Here is a 25093-nt window from a genome sequence, read left to right as displayed (position 1 = left end):
TATGATAGATGATACCCAACTTGAACTCAGAACGGTAAATGTTACCCGGTATGTAACGCCCCTGCGCGAGGGTGGCTCTTTGCCTGCAATTGCCGAGGCCGATGATGGATTTTTGTATGTATTGAAATTCCGTGGTGCAGGCCAGGGTGTGAAAGCTTTAATAGCTGAAATAATTGGAGGCGAGATTGCACGGTCACTAGGTTTTAAAGTCCCGGAAATTGTATTTGCTAATCTGGATGAAGCCTTTGGTCGTACCGAACCTGATGAAGAGATCCAGGACCTGTTAAAAGCAAGTGTTGGCCTTAATCTGGCGCTGCATTATCTTTCTGGTGCTATTACTTTTGATCCTACGGTTACCAAACCTGGCCCCTTACTATCCTCACAGATTGTTTGGCTGGACTGCCTGTTGATGAATGTTGACCGCACAGCCCGCAACACCAATATGCTGATATGGAATAAGGAATTGTGGCTGATAGATCATGGCGCTGCACTGTATTTCCACCATTCATGGCATAACTGGGAAGAACAGGCTAAAAAACCGTTTTTATTGATAAAAGACCATGTTCTGCTTTCGCAGGCTACGGAACTGGATGAGGTTGATGCCGCATTTAAGACAATCCTTACCGAAGAACGCATTCGTGCCATTGTTGACATTGTGCCTGATGAATGGCTTACCGGGGAGTTCGACACATCGGAAGAACACAGGGAAGCTTATATCCAATTTCTGTTAACACGCATAGCAAACTCAAATATTTTTGTAAAAGAAGCCCAACATGCAAGAGAGAACTTTATTTGAATATGCTGTTATACGCGTTGTGCCGAGGGTTGACCGGGAAGAATTCCTGAACATCGGTATCATACTGTATTGTGCAAAACAGAAGTATCTGAAAATGCTGTATGCACTTGATGCGCATCGCTTACAGGCATTTAACGGCTACTTGGATATGGATGAGTTAAAGGAACACCTCTGCTCTTTTGAACGCATTTGTTCTGCCGATAAACAAGGCGGCCCTATTGCCAAGCTGGATATGCCATCACGCTTTCGCTGGCTTACGGCTACACGCAGTACTGTGCTGCAAACATCAAAGGTTCATCCCGGCTTATGTATTGATGCTGTTGAAACTACGGTTAAGTTATTTAACCAATTAGTAGCTTAGCTTATCCTAAAGCAAACTCTACGGCTGCTTTAGCATGTATGCTCGCTGTATCAAACAAGGGGATATCTACATCAGTACTATTAATTAACAGTGGTATTTCTGTACAACCTAAAATAATACCCTCCGCGCCGCGGGCTATTAATTTGTTGATCACATTGATATAGTATCGCTTAGTATCAGGGTTAATAATCCCCCGGCCTAATTCCTCGAATATGGTGTAATGTAAAAAATCGCGCTCGTCATCATCCGGGATAATGGCTTCAATGCCTTTTTCATTTAGCTTGCTCGTAAAGAAATCACGCTCCATAGTAAACTTGGTACCTAATAGCCCTACCTTTTTTATTCCTTTTGAAGTAATGGCATTTGCAGTAGCGCTGGCTATATGAATTACTGGGATTTGAATATTTTCTTCTAGACGATCAGCGATGAGATGCATGGTATTGGCGCAAAGCACTATCGCCTCTGCTCCACCGTTTTTCATACTAAGACTTGCTTTAGTGATCATTTCAAGGGTTTTATCCCAGTCGTTGGCATCGTTATTACGCTTAATATCAGCATAATTAAAAGAATAGATCATACACTCGGCAAAATTAAGATCGCCAAGTTTTTCATTTATGCCTTCGTTAATCAGTTTGTAATAATCAAGTGTTGATACCCAACTGATGCCCCCAATGAGCCCTAAAATTTTCATGTGACAAATATATTGTTTTGCCGGGAATGCCTGAGCTTTATACCAAAGTAAAATTGAGCTTTACACCAAACCTCTCCCCTCCTTTTATCCCGACCTTTGATTTATAATTAAAAGATAAAAATGAAAAACGTAATATTAGTTACCGGCGCATCAGCCGGGATGGGTAAAGAGTTTGCCAGGGAACTGTTAAAGGATGGCAACATTGTTTATGGCGCTGCCCGCAGGGTTGATAAAATGGACGACATTAAACAACTCGGTGTAAAGGTTTTGGAAATGGACGTAACCGACGAAGCATCAATGGCTAAGGGCATCGAAACCATTGTTAAAGCCGAAGGCCGGATAGATGTATTGATAAATAATGCTGGGTTTGGCTCATATGGAGCAGTTGAGGATGTTTCAATTGATGACGCGCGTTACCAGTTAGAAGTAAATGTATTTGGTGCAGCGCGACTTATACAATTGGTTTTGCCTTATATGCGCAAACATAAATATGGTAAGATCATTAACATCTCATCAATTGGCGGTAAAATAGCTTTGCCCTTAGGCGCGTGGTACCATGCCAGCAAATTTGCTTTAGAGGCTTTGAGCGATGCCTTGCGCAACGAGGTTAAACAATTTGGCATTGATGTAATAGTAATTGAACCGGGTGGCGTAAAATCTGAATGGGGCGGTATAGCTATGGATAACCTGATTAAAAAATCAAGTAATGGTGTATATGCCCCGCTAGCTAAAAAGTTTGCTGACGCTATTACTAATACAGAGGCTAAAGGCGCCGACCCTATGGTAATAGTAGAACTGGTAAGAAAAGCTATATATAATAAAAAGCCAAAAACCAGGTATAGTGGCGGTTATATGGCGGCAATGGTATTGTTTATGCGCAAAATATTATCCGACCGTATGTTTGATAAGGTGGCAATGAGTCAGATAAAATAATTAATTGAATATATTAGCAATTGATTAATGAAGGAAGATAAAAGCCATATTGTACTTGATAATATACTGTACTCCTGTGTAGATCAGAAACAGCGGGGTAGCGAACAGTTTGTGCATGAGCATGCTTTGGGCTATGTAATTTCGGGCGAAACCCATTTGATAACTAATGATGGAGTGAAGATATTTAAAGCTGGTTCCATAGGGTTAGTCCGCCGGAACCAGCTTTTGAAATCAATAAAAGTACCACCGCCAGGTGGTGAGTTTAAATCGCTTAATATATTTCTTAACCAGAATTTTTTACGCAGGTATAGTACCGAACACAAGATCGATCCTGTTGGCAAGTATACAGGTGAATATATGCGAATATTATCTCCCGATCCGTTCCTGAAAGGTTATTTCGATTCATTAATACCTTATTTTGATCATCATGAACAATTGAAATCATCTTTAGGCGAATTAAAAACTAACGAAGCTATTGAGCTTTTGCTCCGACATGATAAAAATTTAAAGGATTTTCTTTTTGATTTTAGCGAACCGTATAAAATTAACCTGGAAGCTTACATGAATCAAAATTACATGTATAATGTGCCTGCCGCACAATTTGCGAGACTTACCGGCCGTAGCCTGGCAAGTTTTAAGCGCGATTTTGAAAAGATCTTCAATGCTTCACCCGGTCAATGGCTGCAGCAGAAACGACTTTCAGAAGCATATTACCAGATAAGTGAGAAAGGCCGCAAACCATCAGATGTTTATCTTGATGTTGGATTTGAGAACCTTTCCCACTTCTCCTATACTTTTAAAAAGGTATTTGGCGTTGCACCGTCAATGCTGTAAACGCTACTTACATTCCGCCGCCGCCTTTGGATACGTCATCATTATTAATACTTTTTCTGCTCTTTTTAATATCGCTGTTTAACCTGCCGAAGTTGTAATTGATGCTGAAATTTACTGATCTGAAATATACCAGGTTATTGCCGGTTTGTATAAAATCAGGTCCTGTTGTTTCCACTCTCTTGGTACGATACTTTGTAAAAGGGTTATTTACACCTGCCGAAAAGAACAATTTGTTTTTTACCAGTTCCTTATTTACAGTTAATGATGTTGAAGCAAAACCATTATTTGTGCCTTGTAACGAACTTGGGTTCGGTGAGTAATAATCGAAGTTAGCGTTCATGCTCCAGCCTTTATCAAACTTAAAGCCATTAGATAATGATGCATGCGAAAGCGTGGTGTTTAGCTTTTCTGCCGAAGCCACGCCCGTACCATTAATAAACAGGTGTAATGCGCTCGCGTTGATACCCAGGTTGTAAAATTTAACCGGCGAATAAGTAACATTCAAATTACCCTCTACCCCGCCGCCCTTACCTACGTTGCCATAAGTGGTAGTGGTTATTTTAGTTAAGGGGTCATAACTGGTAACCTGCAGATCGAGGTTGTTAACAAAAGTATAATCGGTACCTATATAAACTGATACTTTTTTGCCGCCTCCATTACTATAACCCAATTGTACAATATTCATTATTACTGGGCGCAGGTTGGGATTGCCTGTAGTGATGAAATCCGGATTCGATCTATCTACAAAAGGATTTAAACGATAAATGCTTGGTCTGCGCAGGCGTTGGGTAAAGCCAAAGTTGATACTGCTATTATCCGTAAATGATTTATTGATTGATAAAGACGGGATCACATTAAAATAATTTTGTTTGGTGTTTGATGCGGAAGATGCAAAATTGGCATTAACATCGGTATATTCAGCGCGTAACCCTGCATTAAAACTCCATTTTTTAAGGCTGAACTGATAGGAGTTATAAGCCCCATAAACATCCTGTGTATAGTTAAACATATCGCTTAGGGCTGAGTCTGGTTCAAACAAGCCATTGGTTGCATCCAGCGAATTGTACTCAGCATTGCTTTTACTATTACGCAGTATGGCTTTTAAACCAGCCTCCATATTTACCTTATTTATGGGATGTGCATAATCTACCTGTATGGTTTGCTCTTTTGAATCCTGGTAATTGAGCTGATTGTAATCAGGTGTGGGATAATCAACAGGATTGCTGATATCTACATTTGTATAAGCATTGCTGCTATAAGTGGAGTACTGATATGAAAATGTAAGCAGTGTATTTTTGCTTGATTTAAAGCCTAACTGGTAGTTTACAGCGGCATCAAAGCCACCGCGATGACCATGGTTGGTATTATCCAGATCATAACTCTGTAATAAACCTGTACTTCCGTTAAGTGCCGAAGTTTGATTATCCAACCCATGATAATTATTGCTGTTGATATCAAAATCACCAGATAATAAGTTAAGTGAATCTATCTCATAACTTAAGTCAGCACCAAAATAACCATTTTTACTATCAGACTTATTATATCCATTTTGCTGTAAAGTAGTTGGGTCAACGCCAGTTGTATTACGGCTCATGGTATAAGTTGTTTGAGGCTCATGGTACATACTGGCACCACCGTAACTGTTTATGCCAAACTTGCCCTGTTGCGCTGTAAATGACGCTCCTACACCCGGGCCACCCTGCGGCAAACCTTCACTGGCATTTAATGTCCCTTTATAACCATCGCTCACTTTTTTATTGGTGATGATATTTATAATGCCTGCCATGCCCTCAGCATCGTACTTTGATGGTGGTATAGTTATTACCTCAATACGTACAACAGTTGATGCCGGCATGCTGCGTAATACCTCTTTCAGGTTATTGGTTAACATACCAGATGGTTTACCATTTATCAATACCTTATAGCTTGAACTGCCCTTCATGAGCACATTATTATCCGCGTCAACCGAGAGGTACGGGATCTTGTGGATCATGCTTAAAACATTGTTTACCTTACTTTCCGGGTCGGCTGCCATATCATATATAATGCGGTCAGCTTTTTGCTGAATAATGGGCCTGTCGCCTTTTATTTCAACTTCCTTTAAGTTGTTTACGCGCTTGCTTAAATATATAGTGCCAAAATCACTATTAATCTTGTTATCAGTCAGGGTAACCGGAATGATTTTCTTTTCATAGCCTGCAAACAGGATCACCAGGTTATATTTTTTAAAGTGCAGATTTTCAATTTCGAATTTACCGCCAGCTTTGCTTACCCTTGTTTTTATCAGGCTGTCTTTTTCTGTTTTCAGCATAACGGTTACCAGTTCAAGCGGCTGTTTGGACAGTGAGTCGGCAATAATGCCGGACACTTTTCCGGCTGGTATATCCTTTTGCGCTATCGCATTGTTATCAACAATAAATAAAATAGCAAGGATGATTATTATATATGTAAATATATTTTTCATGATGATAATGGCTAATTTTTAGGTAATAGAATTCCATCAAGCGAAAGCCCGCTTTTAAAAATCTATCAATAAATTGTTATGGAGCCGGCTTATAAGATCAGGAAATAAGCCGGCGTGTTGACTGAATTATTGCTTTGGCTTTCTGTTTACCAAATAGTAATAGGTTAAAAAACCTGCGGCAATAAACATGGCTTCGAGGCCGTAAGGTAAAGCGGAGTATTCGGCGTAAGGAATAAATTGAAGTATAACTAAACCAAGTCCCCCTGCGAAAATTATACAACCCCATTTAAGTGATTCGGTATTTGATGTTGGTGATAGATTTTTAAGAAATCCCAGGGCTTCTTCATTTACCGGGCCTGATTCGATAATCCGTTTCTTTAATCTGAAATTATACCAGGATATGATAACCCAGGCAATAGTAATTACAATTATTGCGACTACTAAGAAAACTGCTACGTGCTGATCCATAATGTTTTTATATTTGAGTGAATATTTACCCTAGTAGTCAACCGCAATGTTTATGAGGTTGCAATTATTTTAGTATTTTTTTACAGGGATCAAGGTAAAAGTTTTTTTAATATTTTTTGCAACCTTTAAGCCACGGCTATTGACTAATGTTATATGTTTAATGAAAAAGAGGTTGTAACCAGGATTTTAAAGGGCGATATGCGCGCCTTTGAGCTGTTGGTAAAACAATATGAACGACTTGTTTTTCATGTCACCAGCCGCATTATAAAGGATGAGGATGACATTGCGGATATTTGCCAGGAGGTTTTTATAAAAATACATAAGGGGCTGTTCAGGTTTAATTTCCAGTCTAAATTATCAACCTGGGTAGCGCAGGTCACTTACTTTACTGCTATAAACTATCTAAAAAAGTATAAGAACAAGCAGGTGGATAGTTACCCGGATGATATTGAGAATTATCATTTTACCAATGATAACCCTGAGCAATTATTAACAAAGAAAGAAGTTGCAAATTATGTGGAACAGCTAATTTTGCAATTGCCCGAAACATATAGAACGGTAATAACATTATATCATTTAAATGAGTTCTCGCTCGAAGAGATTGGTGAAATTACCGGAATGCCTGAGGGAACAATAAAAAGTTACCTGTTTAGGGCAAGAAAATTGCTGAAAGAAAAAGTAGAAGTTTACCTTAAAAAAGATATGGTATGAAAAAGATGGATGATGAGGAACTGCAAAAGTGGGTAGAGGAAAATAAGCTATCAAACAAAGAAACTGACGACATAATAAGCGATGATGCTAAAGCATATCAGTTTTTATTTGATGTACTTGAACAGGAACCATTACAAAGCCTGCCCTATGATTTTTCGGCAAAGGTGACGCGTAAGGTACAGGCGGAAGCAAAACGTACAAGTGAACTACGCTCCTATTTAACATTGCTTGTGGTTTTTGTTGTTGCTGTTGGCATAATATATACATTATTGTCAGTAATAAATTTCGGCAAGGATCAGGCGTACTTTAATACGCTGTTAGCTTACAAATGGGTGTTTGTTTTAACCATATTTGGTTTGTTAACTATTCAATATTTGGATCAGATATTGGTTAAGGCGAATATATTCAGGCGATAATAGGAAAGCCGTTAACTTATTCTGTTAACGGCTCTCTAATATTCATACTATTAATACCTATCCCAAAAAGCAGGTGGCTGAATCCCTAAAGCCCGTAGGTATACATAGCCCTGCGCCCGGTGGTGAATTTCATTATCGATCCAATAAAGGATTATATCTGAGGTTACACCTTCATATTCACCAAACGCCTTGATCACTTCATAAAAGCTTTCCTGAGGTATTTGCGGCCAAAGTGCGTTTATAATAACAGTTACCTTATCCCAGCTATCTAAAATCTCCTCTTTTGTAGCTAGCGGGAGTTTATCCCTGTGATATTGAAGATCATTTAATGATGTAGGATCATCTTTAAACAGATCCTGCAAGCCTATAGTAGCTATACTCACTAATTCGTTTATCATAGCCGAAAAGGGGCGCATCCCTCCTATTGAATAAGTAAATAACTTATCTTCCGGAAAAGCTTCTATAACTTTTCTGGTTAATCTGCGATGCCCTTGCCAATGAATTAACATAGCATCAGTTGTAGTGAATCCTTCAGCTACAATGTTTGTTTCTTGATTGAGGTTGTTTTCCATTGTGTGTTTTGTTTTTTAATTATTATAACACAAAGAAAAGGTGGGGTAATGACAACCCTATGTCAGCAGGAATATGCGGCGATAAAATAATTACTACGCGATGTAGTTAATCAGCTTTTTCAGACTCCAGTATATTGGTTGTACTCCATAAAGCTAATGACTTCATAATATCTGTGAGCGTTTTACCTTTTTCGCTTAAAGCGTATTCTACCCTTGGCGGAACTTCGGGGTAAGCTGTCCTGATAATTATACCATCTGCCTCCAATTCCTTTAGCTGCCGGTTCATTACTTTTAAAGCAATACCGGGGATTGATCTATGCAGTTCCCCAAATCTTTTAACATCCTGTATCAGCAGCCAAATAATAATAGGTTTCCATTTACCACCGATCACATCAATAGTGGCTGCAATGGGGCAATCATTAGCTTTAATATATTTACCTTTATTTTCTAAATTTAACATGCTGATTTTCAATAATTATAACTTTTTTGTCGCTACCTGACACAAAGGTAACTACTTGACAAAAGTAAAATATAGACCTAGTTTTGACAAAAAAATAGCTTATGAAAAACACTAAACCCGAAACTTACCAAAAAGGCCTTGCACTATTAAATAAATTACATGGCGGCCAGGCAGGTGAACAAATAGTTGAAAACTTGAAGGATATATGTCCTGATTTTGTTGACATGACCATTGAATGGGCAATGCAGGGAATAATGGCAAGGCCAGGACTTGACTTATTAACGCGTGAATATTTGCTTATTGCGTCATGTACAACACTGGGTCATCCTGTGCCACAATTAAAAGCACATATTGATGCTGCTTTAAGGTTAGGTGGCAGCAAGGAGCAGATAGTTGAAGTAATATTACAAATGACCTTTTATGCGGGCGGCGCGGCAGTAAGCAATGCATTGAGCCATGCCAAAGAGGTATTTAATAACCACGTACAATAAAATATTATAGAAAATGAAGATCATTATAGTAGGTGCAACAGGTACGTTAGGCAAACACGTAACAAATGCTTTAGCAAAAGAACATGAAGTTATAAAAGCAGGCTCAAAAAGTGGGGATATCACGTTAGATATTACTTCACCAGCTTCAATTGAAAGTTTCTTTAAACAAACAGGCGTTTTTGATGCGTTGATCAGTATAACAGGAAAAGGCCACTTTGGGCCATTGGCTACAATGACGGATGCCGATTTCAGAATTGGAATAGACAGCAAATTAATGGGGCAAATTAATTTAGTATTGATAGGCCAGCATTACATTAATCCCAAAGGTTCATTTACGTTAACTTCAGGCATATTAAGTGAGGATCCGATTGTGCTGGGAGCTAATTTGAGTGCCGTTAATGGCGCTATAGAAGCATTTGTTAGAGCAGCAGCTATTGAGTTAAACAATAACGTGCGGATCAACGCGATAAGTCCGGGTGTGGTTGAGGATTCACCGGGCTTCTTCCCCTATTTCCAGGGACATATACCTGTAACTATGGAAAGAGTAACTCAGGCTTATATAAAAAGCGCTTTGGGGGCTTTGACTGGGCAGGTTATTAAAGTATTTTGATTGTTAGCAAATAAAACATGAACGGGAAAAGCAAGCGACTAGAGCAGTCCATTGAAGAAGAACAAATACGTGAAGTCCTGAATGCGCACTGGCACGCATCGGCAGTTGGCGATATAAATGCGGAACATGATATTTATGATGATGATGCCATCTGTGATTATCCACAGTCTGGGGAGCGCATCCTGGGGCGAAGCAATTTGCAGGCCTTGAGGAGCCATCATCCAGGCAAGCCGTCAGGCTTCAATGTTAAGCGAATTATCGGAAAGGGTGATCTCTGGATCACGGAATACACCATCAATTACCAGGGAAAACCGGTATACACAGTGAGCATTATGGAGTTTCGCAATGATAAGGTTGTACACGAGACACAGTATTTCGCAGATCCCTTCGAAGCTCCGGCCTGGCGAAGTCAATGGGTTCAGCAGACCACGTGATGGCCATTTGGACAAGATTGATGAAGGTCTGCTACCAGGCTAGGGATTGCTTCTTGTGGAGCAATTCTTTTCTAATTTTGGATAGATCTTATTGACCAAGCTGATCTATTTTTTCCTGTATTCCCTGTTTTTCGGTTTGTGTTTTAGCTAAGGCTTTGGCTTTTTCATAATTGATTTTGGCCTTTGCGTCATTAATAGTTTTATATAGTTCGCCCAGTAGCAGGTAATAAAAATGGTTATGCTCCAGATTCAATTTCTCCGCTTCAATTAAAGCTGCATACCGGCCATTGGCTTTGTACAAAGCATAAGTGCGGTTCAGTGCTACTGTGGGCGAATAATTAATCAGTAAAAGCCGGTTGTATAGCTGCAAAATATTTTCCCACTTTTCATGTGTATCCTCTTTCCGACTATGCCAATAGGCAATCTGTGCCTCCAGGTGGTATGATGTGATCTCGTTTCCCCGGGCAGAAAGGTTTAAGAAATGGATACCCTGATTGATTAAAGCCTGATCCCATAGCATCACATCTTGTTGCTCGTAAAGTATTGAAGCTTCCTGGCCTGTTTGCCGGGCATTAAATCGCGAAGAATGGAAACACATGAGGGCTATCAGGGCATTGGTTTTGGGCAGATCGGTTTTGGCATACTCAGTCAGCATTAATCCTAACCGCAGGGCCTCAATACACAAATCCTTACGCAGGATCTCATTTTGAGTTTTGGAATAATAGCCTTCGCTGAAAAGCAAGTAAATGATGTGCAGCACATTATCCAGTCGCCGCTGAATCTCATTTTCAGGCGGAAATTCTAATTGTATCTTTTCATTACGCAGTTTTTCTTTGGCGCGGAATAAGCGTTTGTTGATGGTTTCCTTATTAGATAAAAATGCCTCGGCAATTTCATCAATTCCAAAACCACAAAGGATGCGCAGGGCCAGACCAATCTGAGCCTCGCTGGCAATAGCCGGTGTGCAAACGGAAAAAAGCATCTGCAATTGGCTATCCTTAATGTTTTGGTGCGAGAAATTCAATTCGGCCATCTCTTCGTACTCCTGTTGCTGCAGGCTTAGCTGGGGTATTACCTTTTCGGCGTAAATTTTATTGCGCCTAAAATACTGCAGCGTTTTTTGTTTGGCCACTGTATACAGCCAGGCTGCGGGGTTAAGCGGAATGCCTTTATGTTCCCAGGTTTCGGTAGCCAATAAAAAAGTTTCGGTTACAACATCCTCCGCAATTTCAATGTATTGTAAGCCATATAGTTTACTAATTACGGCTACCATTTTAGTAAACTCCTGCTTAAATAAATGTTTTAATGCTACCTCGTGCTGATCCATTTTTGGTATTTACCCCCCGGCCGGTATTTGACCAGGGGATTATAAAGAGATTTTATGCAAATGCTGATCTGATTTCCACACTCCCGCCTTCATCAATGGCAGGACAGCCGTGAGCCAGGGTAATAGCTTCATCCATGCTATCAGCTTTAATTACTATAAAGCCTCCCAATATTTCCCTGATCTCTACAAAAGGGCCATCAGTAACTACACCACCGGTTTTTAATACACTACCTTCCGGTGTTAGGTGAAGACCGTTACTGGCTATTTTTCCCTGGGCAGCAATGCCACCAATCCAATCCATCCATTTTTTTTGGATTTCTTCTTGTTTTTCCGGATTTTGATTTAAAGCCGGCTGGCGGAATAAAAAAACGAATTCATTTACCTGATTCATGATCATATTTTTTAATTGATGTGTGAATTTAAATTAATCCCCGTTAAATCAAACCCGATACTAGGATTTAAATTGACCGGGTTGATAACTGCCTGCCGGAGTTTGGAAAGCAATGTTAATACGGTTATAACTGTTAATGGTTATAATAGCCATTGTTAGATCTATCAGCTCCTGTTCTGTAAACTCGGCAGCCGCAGTAGCATATACCTCGTCAGATACATGAGTTTTGGTAACACCTTCAGCAAAAGCCAGGGCAGCGCGCTCCCGGTTGGTATACACGGTACCTTCGCGCCAGGCATCCAGCATGTACAAGCGTTGCTCGGTTTCGCCTGCGGCGCGCAAATCTTTTGAGTGCATATCAAGGCAATAAGCGCAGCCATTAATTTGAGATACGCGGAAGTAAAGCAGATGCAATAATTTTTGTTCAACCGGCGACTTAGCCAGGTAAGCGCCTAAACCATACATAGCCTTCATTGCGTCTGCACCTTTTGCGAAAAAATTGATTCTTGATTCCATTTTCTGTTGATGTTTAATGTTATTTTTTATTTATACCTCAATAATGATTGAGATAGGACGAATTGGACATCGCACAAAAATATTTTTCATAAAGGATATCTAATGGAATTGGTATCTAATCTGATACAAACTATATCAGATTGTCTGAGATGCCGGATGAACAATAAAAACATCCTTTAGCTTGGCTAGTATATATTTATCCTAAGTGATGAAGTGACGCAAAAGTAAAAAACAATACACATACACTTAGAAGCAGTTTCGTGCACCACATGGCATCTTTATACCAATATCACTCTAAAATAGCACGTTTTAAGAAACTGGAGATATAAAAATACCGGAATCAACTTTCTGCAGAAAATATTCAGGGACTGTAACCTGCCTGACGTTTTATTGGTCATAATAAAAATTTACATGATGAAAGCCAAAATCTTAGTTTACATTTTGTTATTCAGCCTTTTTTCGACACCTCTAACTGGCAAATGCCAGCAAAAGGATAGCACTTATTATAAAAAAGAAAATGCACCGGGTGTTAAGAAAATTTTGATTGACGGTAAGTTTTGGGTGTGGACGCAAAAAATCGGTGACGGTAAAATTAACGTCTTATTGCTGCATGGCGGACCGGCTATCACGCACGAGAATTTTGAAATATTTGCAAAATACCTGCCCAAACATGGTATAACCATTTACTATTATGACCAGTTTGGATCCTACTTTTCGCAGGATCCAACAAAAGAACAATTGAATGATACTTCTATCTGGAAAGTTTCCCGCTATGTCAACGAAGTTGAACAGGTTCGAAAAGGATTGGGGCTTGATAGGTTTTTTATATACGGTCATTCGTATGGCGCATTGTTGGCGCTGGCTTATACTTATAGATACCAGGATAATGTTGAAGGAATGATATTTTCAGACATGAACCCATCTCAAAGGGATTTTGGTGAGCGATATACACTGGCAAGTAAACAAACCGATGATTTATTAGATGAATTGAAGCAATATCATGGTATAATTCAAAATAAGGTTAAAGGCATAAACTACGACACCAACCGCTATCAAAAGGCATTTGACAGCACATTTGAAAGAAATTTTGTAGTAAGATTAGATACGCTGCCGGACTATCTCATGAGGACAAAAGCGCATAAGAATTATGAAACAGCCCGAAAAATTGGGCCTTCAACCTTTTCGTTAGATTATATGGCAATGGTTCCACAGGTAAAAGTTCCGGTATTGCTTATTACAGGGCAATACGATTTTATTATAAGCAGCGAACAGGTAAAGGCTTTAAGTGTAAAATTTCCCAACGCACAATGGTATGTAGTACCAGATGCCGCACACATGTGTTTCTCTGATAACCCTGAAATGTATTTCCCAGGGATAATAAAATTTATAAAAAAAAATAACAGAAGCATTAAATAGTTAACCAATAAATATCGGCTGCTAATTGAAAAGAATTGTCGAATCAATTATATTCTTGTGCACCATGGGACTATACTTGAACACCTTGAAGATATTTTACCTATAATCAAGGCAATAAAAGAGCCAGCATTTAACCCCGAAAATATAATGCTTTGAGTATACAATAGGACTTACCTGAATAATTTTAGTTTATATCAGTTCCAGCAGGATCTCTCGAAGAGCCCCCCGCGGGAAAATCCGCAGCTTTATATAGATAAGAAAGATTAAGCTACGCCTTCAATAAAACACTGATAAATTAAGGTTATTTGCCTAACTTATTTATCCATTCCCTGATTAATTTTACGCCTTCCTTATGGATAACGGTACGAGCAAGTTCTGGCATTACAGTTCCCGGCTCTACACTGTTCATTCTGTAAACCAATATAGAATGTGCTGCATCACCCGGCACAATATCATAGTTAAGTCCGCCGGCCCCTCCCCCAGCCGAAACCGGCGACTTTTTTATCCCCAGGTGATTAGGATCTGTTTGCTGATATTCAAGAAAAAGCCCTGTATTATAAGCATCCCCTCCTTTAGTATGACAATGTGCACAGTTTACATCCAGATAAGCCCTTGCGCGCTGTTCCAGACTAAAATGCTTACTATCCGCCCAATTAGGCAATTGTTTTACCTTGCTAATCTCGGGCAGCCCACATAATATTCCTTTTTTTGCCCACTGCAGCAATTGGTTCACATTTTGCCCGGCAACGGTAAGATTTAAATTCCGGACTTTGGGGCCAATCGGCGTTAGCACATCATTATTAGCATGGCACCTTTTGCAGTCATTTGTATTTGGTACCTGGTAAAGGGTAGCTATTTTATTGTTGTCATTATCCAGTAGCGTGATCGGAATTTTTGCACCTATAATGTATTTAACGGCATCCGTTTGTTCCTTATTCCAAAGATAGTCCATCACCTTCCAGGTTTTATCTTTTGGGTTTTTTACCAATAACCGGGTCTCAATCATTACCTTTTTATGTTCAACATTTATGTAGGCGAAATTTTTAATGATGATGGTTGAATCAGGAAAATCGGGGACACCTTCAGAAATGTATTTCATAGCTGTCCCTTTAGGTAAAACAATAAACCGGTTTTTAACGGCATAGTCAGTAAATAGCGGCGTATTTAATTCATAAGGCAAAACACCCTCATTAGGGTCGAGTGCATTAAGTTTATTCTTAAAAAACCCGTACTCAGAAAGCTTGTCTTTAAATTGGAAATCTTCTTTTCCGGTTACCTGTGAATTTTTAGGTAATTTATTTTTACAACTCAGTTCACTTATTATCCACAATAAAGCAGTAAAAAGGAGTAAACTACCAACGAGATAAGTCTTACGCATTTGATACGGTATAATTAAAATGATTATTTCTAAATTAAAAATGATTACTTGCAGGTATATGCTGCCATGTTTGTATTTGGCTGCCATTTTTTCGGGTTCATAATATTAAAAAAGTCAGCATTCACAAATACATTATCCCCTGTTTGCTTTATACATATTGAATCAGGATTTGCAGTTGTATTCTTTGTTAATACGTTGCTTGAAATACCATCATACATAATAAATGGGATGCGCTTATTTTTTCTTGAGGGATCGATCACATTTAATTGCTTTTCCACTGCTATCAACAACTTTCCTATATGATGTTCATAAGCCGGCTCAGGAAAAACAGGACCCATTTTTATTTCATTATCATGAATGCTTATATTTTTTGAAATAGGAAAATAATTGGCATTTATTTTTTCTGCCGCTTTGGTATCAACAGCAAACCCCGAGGCAATGGTTATAGCTGATGAGTTGTTGTTTACGATGCTGTTGTTATAGATCTCGATGTTGGAAGCCGCCAGAATAATGACTCCTGTACCCGGAGAGGCATTACCTACGCCCCATGAAGTGCCGAAGCTCCCGGATTTCGCAAAATTCCTGCAGTTATTGTCATGAATATTATTATTATGAGCCTTTACATGTCCACCTCTTTTTGAGAGACCAGGCAAGTCAAAAACGAGAAACCCTGCGGTATTATCATGAAACTCATTACCATAAACTTGTGCGTTCGATGTGTTTTCAATTTCGCAGCCAGCCACATTTTTAGTAGCCTTACATGTCCGCACAATTGCGCTATCTGTTTGCCCCACATAAATACCTGCATCTGAAGATCCCTCTGCATAGCAGTTTTCTATTAAAACTTTTTTGCACATCACGGGATAAATGGCATATCCGCCACTGGTAGAATCGGCTTTACTCCACACGGCATGAAGGTTGGAAATGGTTACATCCCGGCTCCTGGCAATCTTAAGCAGATCGCCTTTTGAATCCCGGATGGTCATGCCATCAATTACAAAATGCTTTACATCGGTTACCCGTATTCCTTCTCCCCCCTCGCTTTGCTGTTTAAAATCAAGAATAGTTTTATCATATCCATCGCCTTGTATTTGAATATGGTTCACTTGAGCGATACTTAAATTATCGAATTTATAGACCCCCTGTTTTAGTAAAATACGAGTACTATCTTTTATCGATAAAAATGCTTCAATAATTTTACTCTCGTCGCCGGGCTTAAAACTCAGCGTTGTTTTATATTCGTCTTTATTATCAGATTGATTTTTGCAAGAGAATTGTAAAGTAGTTACAATTAGCATTATAAGAAAAATAGGTGAAAATAGATGTTTCATAAATTATCAGTGTTTATTAGGTTAAATTTTTATAGAATATTATAAGCGTAAGTAATGTAATACACCGCTCCGATATTGGGATTGGCTATCCCTGTTGAGTAGTACTTATTGGTAAGGTTAGTACTGCCCAATCTTATGGCTGAATGAGTTTTGATCAATTTATAACTTACCTGGGCGTCAATTACAGCAGAACTCGGAACGTTGCCAGCAGCTAAACCACCAGACACTACATAGAAATATCCGGGTTTGTAACGTAAATCAGTGCTAAACGACCATACTTGCTTTTTGCCGAAGCCACTGTTGCCAAACTCCATATTGACATGATAATGCGGCGTATTGAAATTATTGATCTGGGTGCTGTTTTTGTTATTTATAAAATCTGAATAGTAATTAATCTTGGCAAGGAAATTATGAGACAGATCAATGTTTACACTAGCCGCATAACCGTAAGTGTTTACCATTTGTGAGCCGTTAAAGGCAATATTATACTGAACATAGGTACTTTGATCCTTGAATGCTGTAACATCATTTGTACCTGGTGTATTGGCAACATTTGCATAACCTATAAAATTCTTCCACGTAGAATAGTATCCCAGCACATCCACTTCAAATGTTTTTGCTATAAGGGCAGCATATCCCAGCTCGAAGGCATTTACTGATTGTGGTTTAATGTCGGTATATTCAAACTTCTGTAGTACTGATGCATTGCCAGATTGCTGATATGCCTGTACACTTTCAAGGGTATAGGGAGCATATTTATTAAAATGATAAATACCATTTAGCAAGTAAGAAGAACCGCCTGAGGAATAACTATTATAGCCATTAAGTGTATTTTGCAAAGCCTGTATATTTGAGGGAAAACTATAGGCATTCTGATAAGAAAACCTGATAAAATTATCGCTGAATACCTCATAAACTGCAGAGGCCCTGGATGTAATTTTAGGAGAAGCAAACAGCGTGTTTTTATCTTCCCTGAATGATGTAGTGAGGCTTAATTTATCATGTGCCACTTTCTTCGACATTTGAATATAAGCACTGTATTCTTTTACATTAATGGGCCCGCTTGTATCCGGAAAGAGTGTGTTTTTACTGTTTAAGCTGTATAAGCGCCAGTTAACACCGGCTATTACATCCATAAATTTAACGATATCTGAAAAATTGTACTGAGCTTCCGCATTATACAGTTTGCTTCGATCTAAAAACAAGGTACCCCCTTCAGAAATAGGTTTATTGCTAATGGTGTTTTTTAATTGATTAAACAAGGCACTTCCTAACGCTGGCCTACCCTGATCTGCAGCTGCCCTTGCTGAAAGATTGGCAGCATTAAAATTTTCTCCGCCAGCCAGCGCTGTAAGCAAGGCGGAAGTGTAATCCGGATACCAGCCAGTGCCGTTATTGGCATCGTAACTTGGTTTCCAGGCTTCATTAATTAACTGAGCCGTAGGCCCCGCAATAAGGGTTTGGCCAGAGTTCTCCTGGGTGGTATACGCCCGTATAAACCATTTTTTACTCTTTAGTTCTGCCCGATATTGCCCAACTTTAAAGTCTTTGATCTGGTACCTGGTATCATTGGTATAAACTACGCTGCCTGTACCATAAGTGCCTGATACAATTGCCTCCAGTTCCGGGGTGATTTTATACCTGAATTCAGCATTTACTTTCAATAAACTGGCGGTATTATCCAGATAACCATATTCGGGATAGCCGGTTCGTGCTACATAGTATGGTTTTGCCAGCAAAGGGTTTATTATAGGCGCCAATGCGGGATTAGCTGCTAAGGCCCCCTGCAGAAAAGGAGTAATATCAACAGATGTTGCGCCACCATAATAATTTGCTCCGTTATAATTTGGATCGGTATATTTTGTCCCCGGGCCATTTTTATTGGTAGAATCAGTAGCCACCCAATCATTTGCCCGCGTATATTGGGCGTTAATTTTGAAAGCCATCTTTTCATTTATTTTCTTGGCATATCGAAGAGTCCAGTCGTAATACGGCGATGGGCCTACCGGGTCATCACTTGAGGAATTTCTGACATGGTTTACACCTTGCGTTATCAGCACACTTAAGCCCTGATATTTGAAAGGATCTTTCCCTGTTGTAACCATAGTGCCGCTTAGCCCCCTTGAGCCATATAATGCAGATGATGCGCCGGCAAGAACTTCTATATTATCTACATCCAACTGCGTTAAACTAATAGCTGATCCAAGGGGAAAGTTGAGCCCGGGGGCCTGATTATCCATCCCATCTGTTATTTGAGTAAAATTCGTATTCCCGCTGGTATTAAATCCCCGGGTAGTTATGCTTGTAAACCCAATACTTGATACGGTTACGTCTACTCCTTTTAACCCCTGAATCATATCCATATAGTTTAACTGGGGTGAATTTTTGATCTCGGCACTGCTGAGTTGTTCAATGGTAACAGGAGATGATAATTTCTTTTGTACTCTACGGCTTGCAGATACCACTACCTCTTGCCCCAGCATAGTGGCAGGATCGATGGTGATAGCTATTGGAGAAGAAAAACTTTGTACCAGTACTTCTTTAGCTTCAAAACCAATAGAAGAAACAACCAGCGTTATGGGCAATTTCTTGTTTGTGGTTAGTTGAAATCTGCCGCGGTCATCCGAAAAAGTCCCTTCAGTAGAGTTTTTTATCTGGATGGATACAGCAGATACCGGTTCTTGAGTAGCATTATTTTTAATGGTTCCATTCATAACTTGTGCCTGTAAATTGCCAATGAGGAAAAGACAACAAAAAAGCCAGCCCAATACTATTTTTTTCATGCTCAAATAATTTAGGTATACATTTGGTTAGAATGCAATGATAAATCACATGAACTTCAATACAATATGTTCGGGCCGGTTTTGGGATGAAATCCCGCTATAATGGGGTGAAGGGGGAAATAATATCCGTATTTACCAGGTACTGCTCAAATTGATTTTGATGTGAAGCTGATACGGGAATCTGCAAGTCCGGTAAAAGGTCGAATTGAAGTATATAACCCTTAGTTGTTTTGCGGGATGAGGAAACATTTTCTATGTTTATGGTGTATGACCGATGCACCCTGATCAAACATGAACAACTACATTTCGATTCAATTCTTTTTAACGTAGTGCGTATGAGTTCTTTTTTTACTTTGCCTCCAAGTAAGTAATGCACATCTACATAATTATCTTCCGATTTGAAGAAAAGGATATTCTTAAGCTGGAGGCTCAGTATGACCTTCCCATTTTCATCTTCAATTGATAAATACGCTGAAAGCGGCTTTGTCATATTCATTTTAGAAAGATTTCGGGCCAATTGAGATTTCTGCCTGGCAAACAGGATCAACAAGGAAACGACGTAGGGAACAATAGCGATAAGTAAAGTGTATTTAAAGGTAAGCAGATAATAATTTACAGATATTACAGGATGCTTATTCAGCAACCAGTCAATAGCTAACATCACTATTGATAAAAGCATAACCTCGCCAATTGCCCAAAAAAAATACTGCATATAACTAAACCGGTTCATATGCAGCCATTTCCGAAGTCCGAATTGAGTAAACAGAAGCGTTAAAGCTCCGCAAAAGGAAAAGGCACTGATTATATTAAATAATGAAACCCTGCTTAAGTCGTACCAACTATTTATATTAAAAGGGATGAAAACATCCATGAAAAGCAAACTAAAACCCGAAGTTATTATGACAAATAGAATTTTATCATGACGGGTAGTCAGTAAAGAGAAACGATGAGTTAATACATTTTTTAAAATGGAGTTAACTGTAAAAAATCTGATCGTTGCCATAACAAACGCTTAAAACACAGAGGATGAATTTATGTATTTTTTCACACATTTAAACATACCTGCAATATTAATATTATTTTGAGCAACCAATTTAAACACCTAAATGAAATGATGCAGACAATCGTGCAGGTTTTTGATGCCCAGCAAAAAAACAAATACAAACTCAGGTTGAGTTCAGCTAAAGATCGTATCAAAAAATTAAATAAGCTAAAATCTACTATAAAAGAACTTGAGGAAGATATTTACGCTGCACTACAAGCTGATCTAAGAAAAAGCAGGTTTGAATCAGCATTAACAGAACTCATCTTTACGTATGGTGAAATAGATTTTGCTATAAAAAATTTGAATAGTTGGATGAAACCCCGTCGTGCAGGTAAGAGTATCGTCAATCTTTTAGCCAGGAACAGAATTTACTATGAGCCAAAGGGTGTTTGCCTGATCATTTCACCATGGAATTATCCTTTTCAGCTAACAATGAGCCCCCTGGTTTCGGCTATTGCTGCTGGTAACTGCGCCATTTTAAAACCTTCTGAATATAGCATTGCAACAGGCGCTGTTATTGCCAAAATAGTGGAAAAAGCTTTCGATAAAAATGAAATAGCTTGTTTTGAAGGCGATGAATCTGTATCCAAAGCTCTCCTAAAACTTCCGTTTAACCATATCTTTTTTACCGGAAGTACTGCCGTAGGCAAAGTGGTTATGGAAGCCGCCGCTCAGCACCTCAGTTCGGTTACGCTGGAACTGGGGGGGAAGTCACCCGTCATTATTGACGAAACTGCGAATATTAAAAAAGCAGCAGAAAAGATTGCGTGGGGTAAGCTCATGAATGCGGGGCAAACCTGTATCGCTCCCGATTATATATTCATTCATCAATCTAAACTAGAAGAATTTATAACGCTTTATAAATCTGCAGCAATAAGTATGTTCTTTGACGAACATAAAAGAATTAATTATTCAGCTTACGCTAAGATAATCAATCAGCGGCATTATGACAGACTAATGGGTTTAATTGCTGATGCCCTGCAAAAAGGAGCAGATATGCCCTGGGGCGGAGCATCAGTTTTGTCGGATCAAACGATTCATCCAACAGTATTGACTAACCTGGCACACGACTGTAAAATTATGCAGGAAGAGATATTTGGCCCTATATTACCTGTTATTCCCTATAATGATCTGGAAGCTACGATAGCGGCTATCAACGGAAAAAGCAAACCGCTGGCCATGTACATTTTTAGCGAAAGCAAATCCAATGTAAAGCGCCTGCTGAAAAGCACCAGCTCGGGTGGTGCCTGCATAAATGATGTACTCATTCATATTTCTAATCCTAATCTGCCTTTTGGCGGAGTAAATGAAAGTGGAGTAGGTAGTTGTCACGGTTTTTTCGGATTCAAAGCATTTTCGCATGAAAGAGCCGTCCTGTTTCAGTCGCCCATAAACATGTCCAACATGGTATATCCTCCTTATGATAATAAAGGATGGGTGTTAAAAATGCTGAAGAAATTGATGTAGGGGGTGCTAAGGAATGGATATTCCAGGGCAATTGACCCCCTCGTTCCGGAATAACAAGCCGTTAATTCCATAACACTTTGATCATATCAATTTATTGATTATTAATTCCGATTTTCCAAACGACCTACACAACTCAGTGCTCCAAAGCGCACGTAACAACGTGGTCAAACCTCCTGGAATGTCCACTAAGTCTTCAAAACTGCCCGAAACAGGGTATTTTATTATTTTTTCTCCTGGATATAAAACAGCCACCCTTTCTTAGGTTCTATCGGAATTGGATCGCCTGGATTGAAAGTAGCATAATGCTGAAAATTCTTGATCTCGGGAGCTACCAGGATCGCTTTCTCAGGATCAACGCCCAGCGATTTCCAATCAAATTGGAATAAAAAATTAGTTGGGCCATCAGCCCAGCTTGCAACAGAGATTAGGGATCTCCCCTCTTTTTTATAGATAGTAACAAGAACCTTTGGATTACTTGTCTTAACCGGGCAATCCTTTTCCCAGTATCCAATCATTTTGGCGGAACTAATGCCAAATTCGTCCCATATTTTCCAGACATCACGTGGGTCGCAGGTAACACCTTCTGTGCTCCAGGGAAGACGAGCCGTCATGCCATATACCATTCCCCTCCAGGGATTACCGCCGCCCTGCAGCATATCACCCATTAAGCCAAAAGGAATACCGGAAGTTTCTACCATCCAGTTATCAGGCGGCATTGTGTCATATTGAAAACTCTCGCCAAACCACAATTTGTTGATATAGGGGAAATATTCCGTGTACTGATTAGCCGGGCCTTTGGAGAACCCTGTATTTGAATGCAGATCAATTAAACATCCCGGCTTTACCTCATCCATTACTTTTCGCATCCGTTTCAGCATATCCCGGTCAAATGAAACATCATCAAGGTATAAGCCATCTATATCAACATTCTTTACCAGCCAGCGCAAGCCTTCAATATAGTAATTGTTCCATCTCGATTGTCCGCTCATAAGTACAGCCGCATCACATGATTCATAACCATTAATGGGGTTAAACCACTGAACATCATAATTGTCGACATAATGCTCCCGAAGCCAGGGATAGCCGCCGCCTGATCCAGGACTTAAAACTTCTGTTCCCAAACTGCGTAACGCCCATATTTCGGGCACCTGGTTGGTTAATTCGCGAATGGTATAGTAAATTTTCACTTTAAAGCCCTTTTTACGCCATTTGTCGACAAAGTTTTTCATGCTATCAACGGCCACAAACGGATAATTGATATAAGGATTGATCGGGTTGCCCTGGTGTACATTGATTATCTTTATACCGGAAGATAAATCGTCAGGTGCAGGAGCCGGTTTATTTCCATTATGATAATAACGGTTGGTAAACTGATCCTCGGTATTCAACTTTTTTACAGGAGTGATCAGTAGTCTGAACTGAAAATTAATTTCATCTCCGGCATTCAATTTTCTTTCCCCAGAATAGGTAGTGGTAAGCACCTCATTGGTGGATGACTGAATGGTGAAGCCGCCTTTATTATCATTATACCAACTGGGTGGCGGGGCAGGATGATACAAATTAAGCATAGGGCCCGAATAAGTAGCTCCCCTTAGTTCGCAATGCAAGCCAGCTTCAACCGAACCTATCCAATACGAATCCTGGGGGCCTTTCCACTTCCAGTTATATAATGAAGGACAATACGTCCCCGGTAGGCCCATACCCATAAAATATTGCGCCGTTTGTTTTGCTATCGGTATTTCAAGGCGTATATCTTTGATCTGTACACCTGTTTGGGCTTTTACCTTTATATCGTAATCCATTGTGCCGTCAAATTCCATTGCTCCATTACTTGTTAATGAAATGCTATTATTTGCCGCTTCTGCCACCCATGAAACTTTTCCCCCGGTTTGCTTTGTATACCTAAAGGATGAAGGCTTAAACACTTCAACACCTTTATCCGTTTCAACCAAAAATTGAATAGCTGCACTCAGCACGGATTTTTTATTAGCTTCGATGGCCTGTGGCAAACCCTTCTCATTAAGCTTTACCTCCCGCATCAAACAACTAATGGATCTGTCTTTTACCTGCAATGGTGTATATGGAGCAACAACTTTATCATCGATGCCTAATGTTGAGTTTAACCACCGCAACCTTGAGTGACGCCAAGGTTCGCTGTCCCCTCGGTCCTCTGAAATTCTATCTTCAATATAAAGCGTAACTTTTACTGTTTGAGGCAGATCGTTTTTTGGAGAAATGGTAACGGTGAACGAATAAGGGCCGGGTTGTTGGTCTTTACTAATATCTACGCCAAACCATAAAGCCTGTACTTTCCCCTTTTGTACATCTACCTTTTTAGTGAACGGCTTCCCTTCGTAGTCAATTCCGCCAGTGTTAAAGCAGGTAATTTTATTGCTACCTTTATACGAAACAGTTACATCTTCCAAATCTTTCTTAGCCGCATACACCCCCACCTGGAATGCATAATATTCATTGCGCATAGCTTGCCCTTTAAATGCTTTGGTATGTTTATTCTCTATCCACCTATATGGCAGATCTGTTGTCATTCGTATAGGATATTTCCTATCTTCCGGAAAAAGGAGGTAATTTTCCGTTGTTTGGATATTTAGTTCTTTTATCTCTGCCGCAGTAGCGCAAACCTCCATTGGGTAAAAACTATCAAAAGCAGTACGCGATTCAATTTTAATCACCGTGGCTTTCGCTAAATTATGCTGCACACCCGCAGATGCAGAAAGTGCATGTTTCTTCACCCAGTCATTATCCGGACCATTTTCCACTTTCAGGTAATCCCCATCCCACCAGCCACTATTTTTTTTGCCTTTATAAGGCATGTAATACACATAGTATTTACCTGCACCATTATTGGGTTGAAACACAAAATCGCCCTGCTCTCTATTGATATCTATTCTGAAAATATTATCAACCAATTTGCCGTTTTCATCTGTAATAATGATAGCTTTTTTATCTGCATCGTTATCCCTTCTGCGCCATTCAATCTTTACTTCAACAGCATCAGTATTTTTATCTACCTGGATTATTGCCCGGTGATTTCCTAAACTGTCAGCCCATGCTTGTACCGGGACGCCATATGGGATCTCCTGCGCAAATAATGAACAGCTTTTTACAACAAGCATTACTGTAAAGAAGCTTATAAACCATCTTCTGAAAATCATACTATTTATTTAATGAGGTGAAAAT

At 39.5% G+C, this 25093-nt stretch carries 24 protein-coding genes; 11 read left to right on the top strand and 13 right to left on the bottom strand.

Annotation, left to right across the window (positions count from 1 at the left end; genetic code table 11):
- The first annotated feature begins 1 nt into the window (after position 1).
- Together BLU33_RS10495 and BLU33_RS10490 are read left to right on the top strand one after the other, a co-directional pair.
- Positions 2 to 796 (top strand): HipA family kinase, encoded by a 795-nt coding sequence (locus BLU33_RS10495; RefSeq protein ID WP_394331797.1) that lies wholly within the window; start codon positions 2 to 4, stop codon positions 794 to 796.
- Positions 774 to 1157, top strand: a complete 384-nt coding sequence (locus tag BLU33_RS10490) for a DUF3037 domain-containing protein (protein WP_091372109.1) — start codon at positions 774 to 776, stop codon at positions 1155 to 1157. Before BLU33_RS10495 ends, BLU33_RS10490 begins: the two co-directional genes overlap by 23 nt.
- A gap of 1 nt (position 1158) precedes the next feature.
- Here BLU33_RS10490 and BLU33_RS10485 read toward each other — a convergent pair whose 3' ends face one another.
- Complete coding sequence (locus BLU33_RS10485; protein WP_091372106.1) at positions 1159 to 1848, bottom strand: aspartate/glutamate racemase family protein; 690 nt, start codon at positions 1846 to 1848, stop codon at positions 1159 to 1161.
- A 120-nt stretch (positions 1849 to 1968) separates the two neighbouring features.
- Between BLU33_RS10485 and BLU33_RS10480 the strand changes: the two genes are divergently transcribed.
- Both BLU33_RS10480 and BLU33_RS10475 read left to right on the top strand, forming a co-directional pair.
- The gene (locus tag BLU33_RS10480; RefSeq protein WP_091372104.1) at positions 1969 to 2781 is read left to right on the top strand and encodes an oxidoreductase; all 813 of its coding nucleotides are present in this window, start codon (positions 1969 to 1971) and stop codon (positions 2779 to 2781) included.
- Between the two features lie 27 nt (positions 2782 to 2808).
- Entirely contained in the window at positions 2809 to 3615 is an 807-nt protein-coding gene (locus BLU33_RS10475; RefSeq protein WP_091372100.1) for a helix-turn-helix domain-containing protein, read from the top strand.
- 7 nt (positions 3616 to 3622) lie between these two features.
- On the opposite strand, the gene BLU33_RS10470 is transcribed toward BLU33_RS10475, so the two are convergent.
- Entirely contained in the window at positions 3623 to 6079 is a 2457-nt protein-coding gene (locus tag BLU33_RS10470) for an outer membrane beta-barrel family protein (RefSeq protein ID WP_091372097.1), read from the bottom strand.
- Between the two features lie 126 nt (positions 6080 to 6205).
- The gene (locus tag BLU33_RS10465; protein ID WP_091372094.1) at positions 6206 to 6547 is read right to left on the bottom strand and encodes a DUF6249 domain-containing protein; all 342 of its coding nucleotides are present in this window, start codon (positions 6545 to 6547) and stop codon (positions 6206 to 6208) included.
- 153 nt (positions 6548 to 6700) lie between these two features.
- On the opposite strand from BLU33_RS10465, the gene BLU33_RS10460 reads away from it, so the two are divergent.
- Both BLU33_RS10460 and BLU33_RS10455 read left to right on the top strand, forming a co-directional pair.
- A complete protein-coding gene (locus tag BLU33_RS10460; RefSeq protein ID WP_091372091.1) occupies positions 6701 to 7258 on the top strand; it encodes an RNA polymerase sigma factor in 558 nt (185 codons plus the stop codon).
- Positions 7255 to 7674: a hypothetical protein gene (locus tag BLU33_RS10455; protein ID WP_091372088.1), complete on the top strand. Its 420-nt coding sequence runs from the start codon at positions 7255 to 7257 to the stop codon at positions 7672 to 7674. Before BLU33_RS10460 ends, BLU33_RS10455 begins: the two co-directional genes overlap by 4 nt.
- Positions 7675 to 7724: 50 nt before the next feature.
- Here the strand turns inward: BLU33_RS10455 and BLU33_RS10450 are convergent, their stop codons facing one another.
- Positions 7725 to 8246 carry a DinB family protein gene (locus BLU33_RS10450; RefSeq protein WP_172829240.1) on the bottom strand — a complete coding sequence of 174 codons (522 nt, stop codon included), beginning with the start codon at positions 8244 to 8246 and terminating at the stop codon, positions 7725 to 7727.
- Positions 8247 to 8352: 106 nt separating this feature from the next.
- Positions 8353 to 8706 (bottom strand): winged helix-turn-helix transcriptional regulator, encoded by a 354-nt coding sequence (locus BLU33_RS10445; protein WP_091380414.1) that lies wholly within the window; start codon positions 8704 to 8706, stop codon positions 8353 to 8355.
- 101 nt (positions 8707 to 8807) lie between these two features.
- Here BLU33_RS10445 and BLU33_RS10440 point away from each other — a divergent pair, with 101 nt between their 5' ends.
- The 3 genes from BLU33_RS10440 to BLU33_RS10430 are packed head-to-tail and all read left to right on the top strand — an operon-like array spanning position 8808 to position 10241.
- Positions 8808 to 9197, top strand: coding sequence for a carboxymuconolactone decarboxylase family protein (locus tag BLU33_RS10440; protein WP_091372085.1), 390 nt, complete (start codon positions 8808 to 8810; stop codon positions 9195 to 9197).
- Positions 9198 to 9210: 13 nt separating this feature from the next.
- Positions 9211 to 9807 carry a short chain dehydrogenase gene (locus tag BLU33_RS10435; RefSeq protein ID WP_091372082.1) on the top strand — a complete coding sequence of 199 codons (597 nt, stop codon included), beginning with the start codon at positions 9211 to 9213 and terminating at the stop codon, positions 9805 to 9807.
- A 17-nt stretch (positions 9808 to 9824) separates the two neighbouring features.
- On the top strand, positions 9825 to 10241 hold the full coding sequence (locus BLU33_RS10430) for a nuclear transport factor 2 family protein (RefSeq protein WP_197684591.1): 417 nt from the start codon (positions 9825 to 9827) through the stop codon (positions 10239 to 10241).
- A gap of 88 nt (positions 10242 to 10329) precedes the next feature.
- Here the strand turns inward: BLU33_RS10430 and BLU33_RS10425 are convergent, their stop codons facing one another.
- From BLU33_RS10425 to BLU33_RS10415, 3 genes are read right to left on the bottom strand one after another with little or no spacing between them, the layout of a single operon-like run.
- On the bottom strand, positions 10330 to 11568 hold the full coding sequence (locus tag BLU33_RS10425; protein WP_091372079.1) for an RNA polymerase sigma factor: 1239 nt from the start codon (positions 11566 to 11568) through the stop codon (positions 10330 to 10332).
- Between the two features lie 52 nt (positions 11569 to 11620).
- The gene (locus tag BLU33_RS10420; protein ID WP_091380407.1) at positions 11621 to 11959 is read right to left on the bottom strand and encodes a YciI family protein; all 339 of its coding nucleotides are present in this window, start codon (positions 11957 to 11959) and stop codon (positions 11621 to 11623) included.
- A gap of 60 nt (positions 11960 to 12019) precedes the next feature.
- A complete protein-coding gene (locus BLU33_RS10415) occupies positions 12020 to 12475 on the bottom strand; it encodes a carboxymuconolactone decarboxylase family protein (protein ID WP_091372076.1) in 456 nt (151 codons plus the stop codon).
- A gap of 411 nt (positions 12476 to 12886) precedes the next feature.
- Between BLU33_RS10415 and BLU33_RS10410 the strand changes: the two genes are divergently transcribed.
- A complete protein-coding gene (locus BLU33_RS10410) occupies positions 12887 to 13891 on the top strand; it encodes a proline iminopeptidase-family hydrolase (RefSeq protein WP_091372073.1) in 1005 nt (334 codons plus the stop codon).
- A 301-nt stretch (positions 13892 to 14192) separates the two neighbouring features.
- Here the strand turns inward: BLU33_RS10410 and BLU33_RS10405 are convergent, their stop codons facing one another.
- The 4 genes from BLU33_RS10405 to BLU33_RS10390 form a co-directional block, all read right to left on the bottom strand.
- On the bottom strand, positions 14193 to 15269 hold the full coding sequence (locus BLU33_RS10405) for an SO2930 family diheme c-type cytochrome (protein ID WP_157682112.1): 1077 nt from the start codon (positions 15267 to 15269) through the stop codon (positions 14193 to 14195).
- A gap of 44 nt (positions 15270 to 15313) precedes the next feature.
- A complete protein-coding gene (locus BLU33_RS10400) occupies positions 15314 to 16600 on the bottom strand; it encodes a parallel beta-helix domain-containing protein (RefSeq protein WP_091372067.1) in 1287 nt (428 codons plus the stop codon).
- A 29-nt stretch (positions 16601 to 16629) separates the two neighbouring features.
- Positions 16630 to 19383, bottom strand: a complete 2754-nt coding sequence (locus tag BLU33_RS10395) for a TonB-dependent receptor (RefSeq protein WP_091372063.1) — start codon at positions 19381 to 19383, stop codon at positions 16630 to 16632.
- A gap of 97 nt (positions 19384 to 19480) precedes the next feature.
- A complete protein-coding gene (locus BLU33_RS10390; RefSeq protein WP_091372061.1) occupies positions 19481 to 20386 on the bottom strand; it encodes a LytR/AlgR family response regulator transcription factor in 906 nt (301 codons plus the stop codon).
- Between the two features lie 108 nt (positions 20387 to 20494).
- Between BLU33_RS10390 and BLU33_RS10385 the strand changes: the two genes are divergently transcribed.
- Complete coding sequence (locus BLU33_RS10385; protein WP_091372057.1) at positions 20495 to 21895, top strand: aldehyde dehydrogenase family protein; 1401 nt, start codon at positions 20495 to 20497, stop codon at positions 21893 to 21895.
- A gap of 221 nt (positions 21896 to 22116) precedes the next feature.
- Here BLU33_RS10385 and BLU33_RS10380 read toward each other — a convergent pair whose 3' ends face one another.
- Positions 22117 to 25068, bottom strand: a complete 2952-nt coding sequence (locus BLU33_RS10380) for a glycoside hydrolase domain-containing protein (RefSeq protein ID WP_197684590.1) — start codon at positions 25066 to 25068, stop codon at positions 22117 to 22119.
- Between the last annotated feature and the right edge of the window lie 25 nt (positions 25069 to 25093).

Origin of the sequence: Mucilaginibacter mallensis (assembly GCF_900105165.1) — a bacterium.
GTDB classification, from domain to species: Bacteria; Bacteroidota; Bacteroidia; order Sphingobacteriales; family Sphingobacteriaceae; genus Mucilaginibacter; species Mucilaginibacter mallensis.
The sequence above is the reverse complement of the archived record's forward strand: the minus strand, read 5'-3'. Positions and strand labels throughout refer to the sequence as shown.